The organism is uncultured Veillonella sp., from assembly GCF_900545205.1.
Lineage (GTDB): Bacteria > Bacillota > Negativicutes > Veillonellales > Veillonellaceae > Veillonella.
This window is the reverse complement of the sequence record NZ_UQYC01000117.1, coordinates 1-3,189: the sequence shown is the minus strand read 5'-3', so window position 1 is coordinate 3,189 and position 3,189 is coordinate 1. Positions and strand designations below refer to the sequence as shown.

Annotated in this window: 4 protein-coding genes; all 4 read right to left on the bottom strand. The window is 38.8% G+C overall.

Features of this window, described 5'->3' with window-relative positions; translation table 11 throughout:
- Positions 1-153: 153 nt before the first annotated feature.
- A complete protein-coding gene (locus tag QZR70_RS08750; protein ID WP_156719445.1) occupies positions 154-756 on the bottom strand; it encodes a hypothetical protein in 603 nt (200 codons plus the stop codon).
- A gap of 342 nt (positions 757-1,098) precedes the next feature.
- Entirely contained in the window at positions 1,099-1,770 is a 672-nt protein-coding gene (narI, locus tag QZR70_RS08745) for a respiratory nitrate reductase subunit gamma (protein WP_105081540.1), read from the bottom strand.
- Positions 1,767-2,291, bottom strand: a complete 525-nt coding sequence (gene narJ / locus QZR70_RS08740; protein ID WP_156697105.1) for a nitrate reductase molybdenum cofactor assembly chaperone — start codon at positions 2,289-2,291, stop codon at positions 1,767-1,769. Before narJ ends, narI begins: the two co-directional genes overlap by 4 nt.
- Positions 2,291-3,189: 4Fe-4S dicluster domain-containing protein (locus QZR70_RS08735; RefSeq protein ID WP_363661717.1), on the bottom strand; the 899-nt coding region annotated here is incomplete at its 5' end. The genes narJ and QZR70_RS08735, both read right to left, overlap by 1 nt.

Sequence of the window (3,189 nt, the reverse complement as noted above, 5' to 3'; positions counted from 1 at the left end):
CAGACCAACTTCATTCTATCACTAGGAGGTTCTTTCCTTTTCTCTAAGAATTTTTACCGACCCCCAGTTTAACTGGGGGTTTAGTCATGCCTATTCGGCGTACAACGAAAAAATCCCTTCTGTATAATACAGAAGGGATTTGTAGGTATCTTATTATTTCTTTTTAAACATCAAATAGATGCAGTAAAGAACAAGACCGTATGTAATGATATCAAAGACTTGTAAGAATGGTACCATTTTAGAAATACGATTAAAACCATGAATATGGATATCCGCAGCAACTAATGCTACGAGATTTAAACGATGAAGCCAAATACCAACATTACGACCAGATGGTGTAACTTTTCTAAGTTTTGGCGTCAAGAACGCAAGGCCAGAAATAGTACCAATACCGAAGGAAGTAAGGGCTACATAGCCACCCCACCAACCGAGAACGGATTTAGCAGCTTTACCGAAATAGAGATACAAATGGAATGCAATAACAGCTACAGATGCAATACCTAATGCACGGTGAACCTTGAACATTTCACATAAATTATAACGACTTGTAAACCATTTAGGACGAGTTGCCAAATAAGTCATCACAATCCACGTACACCAAGGTACAAGGCCTGTATAGACTTTATAGTTCCCGAAGGCACGACCACCTACGATATAGCCCCACTCTAGCAAACCGATCATAATTAAGGAGAATACTGCAATCCATATAAAGATATGGTAAATACTCTTATACTGTTTCGTTTCCACTTGATTCATCATAAACCTCTCTAACATAATTCCTGAAATATCAATTTTACTTAACATATTTTATCATTTAAATCGAAATTTGCAGATTACTTATATTAGATAGGTAGCATTCATTATAAGAATAATTCTAATTTAGTCTTTCATTTTAACTATATAAACAACTCAAAAGTGTTTCGGTAAAAGCTAGGTAATTAAATCAGAAATAATGTTATGTTATGTTATCTAAACTACTCTAACAAAAATTAATAAATAAAAGCCCCTTGTAGTAGTGAGCATCAGCTTTCACTATTACAAGGGGCTAAAATTAATTTGTCATATCATGAAGGGCATACAAATCAATCATCATCCTAATTATTTTTCGTCACGTTTACGATATACAATGAACGGACGTGTTAAGTAGTTGAGTGGAACACTCAAGCAATGTACCAAACGGCTGAATGGGAAGATAATAGCTACTACCATCCAAGCCAACATGTGGAATTTAAACATGAATGGTACACCTTCCATCAAGGATGGATCTGGCATAAAGGATAGCAAGCTACGGAACCAAGGGCCGATAGATACGCGGTAATCAAAGAAACCGGATGCATTAAGCAATGTACCAGCCATACCACTGAAAATAGCTAATGTTAAGAACAAATATAACCATTTATCAAGGCCAGATGTGTTAACTTTCATAGCAGGCACAGTAAAGCGGCGTTTCATCAAGAGCAAGAAGCCTACGATGAAGATGATACCAGCTACAGCACCCATGTATAACGCACCTTCATGATACAGATGGTCATTAATACCAATAGCAGCAGTCCAAGTTTTAGGAATTAATACACCTACTACGTGACCACCGATAACGCATAGTAAACCAAAGTGGAACAATGGATTAGCGATGCGCAATTGTTTTTTCTCTAAAAATTCACTCGATTTTGTAGTCCAGTTTCTTTCAAAGTAGAAGAAACGAACCAAAGTACCTACGATTAAGAAGGTGAATGCGATGTAAGGCAAAGCGCCCCAAAGGAATAGATTCATCGTGCACCGTCCTCCAATCCATTTGCAACAGACAAGATAATATCAAACAAGAATGCATAAGGCAGTTTAGCCTCAATGAAGCGTTCTCTAATGTATTCCAATTTTGGCTTACAATAGTCGTAAATTTCTTTTGATTTTTCATCATCGATAACGGCACATAGCTCAAGAAGTGCTGGAATATAATCAGGCATTTCTTTTGGCAAATCATAGTCGTTTTCGAGGAAGAAAGCTTTAAATTTTACGAGTTCTTCCGCTTGTTCCCCTGTACCTTGTAACTCATACGTCGATAAATACATAGTTGTATTTTGACTAAAATCAAAGGTACGAACATATTGGTCTTCAAATTCTTTTTTATCGGATTCCTCTACATAGTCGAAGAATTCTAATAAACCTTGGCGAAGTTGAGGATGCCCAACGGATTGGGCGTCCTCTCTCCATTCAGGTAATTCGTTATACCATTGTTCATCAGGATAGCGTAGAAGAAATGACGCAATAAGAGCGATTTTCTGAGCATCCTTCATTATTGACATCCCCCTGTAGGGCAAGCAAAGCCGCGATTTTGTTGCATTTCTAGGCGACCTTCGCGAGATACTTTAACATCAGATGGGATAACAAAGCGATCATTGTATTTGGACAATGCCAACAATTTATACATAGCGTACATTTGATCTTCTGTTAAATCAACTTTGTGTTCGATAGGACCATCACCTGTTTCACGACGGCGCATGTATTCACGCATGTCGAGAACACGTTGCAATGTACGAGCTAAGATTTCTGTGTTACCTGCTGTAAACAGACTAGCTAAGTACTGTACAGGCACGCGCATTTCGTGTGCATCTGGCAAGTATACATCAGATGTTACACGTTGCAAGATTGGGCTGAGTGGTGGCACATACCAAACCATTGGCAATGTACGGTACTCAGGATGCAATGGCAATGCCACGCCCCATTCTTTTACAAGTTTGTATACAGGAGATTTTTGAGCTGCTTTAATCCATGCTTCGGAGATACCTTCTGCACGAGCTGCTTTGATAACCTCAGGATCATGAGGATCCAAGATTAACTCTACTGTATTTTCGTAAATATCTTGTTCATTTTTTGTAGCTGCCATTTCTTCGACTTTGTCCATGTCGTAGAATACAACACCTACGTAGCGCATACGACCTACGCATGTTTCAGCACAGATTTGAGGCAAGCCATTTTCCAAACGTGGGTAACAGAATACGCATTTTTCAGCTTTATTTGTTTCCCAGTTGTAGAAGATTTTTTTGTATGGGCAAGATGGAACACAATGTCTCCAACCTCGACATACGTCTTGAGATACAAGAACTACACCATCTTCATCGCGTTTGTAGATTGCGCCAGATGGACATGCAGCTACACATGCAGGGTTCAAGCAGTGGTTACAAAGACGTGGCA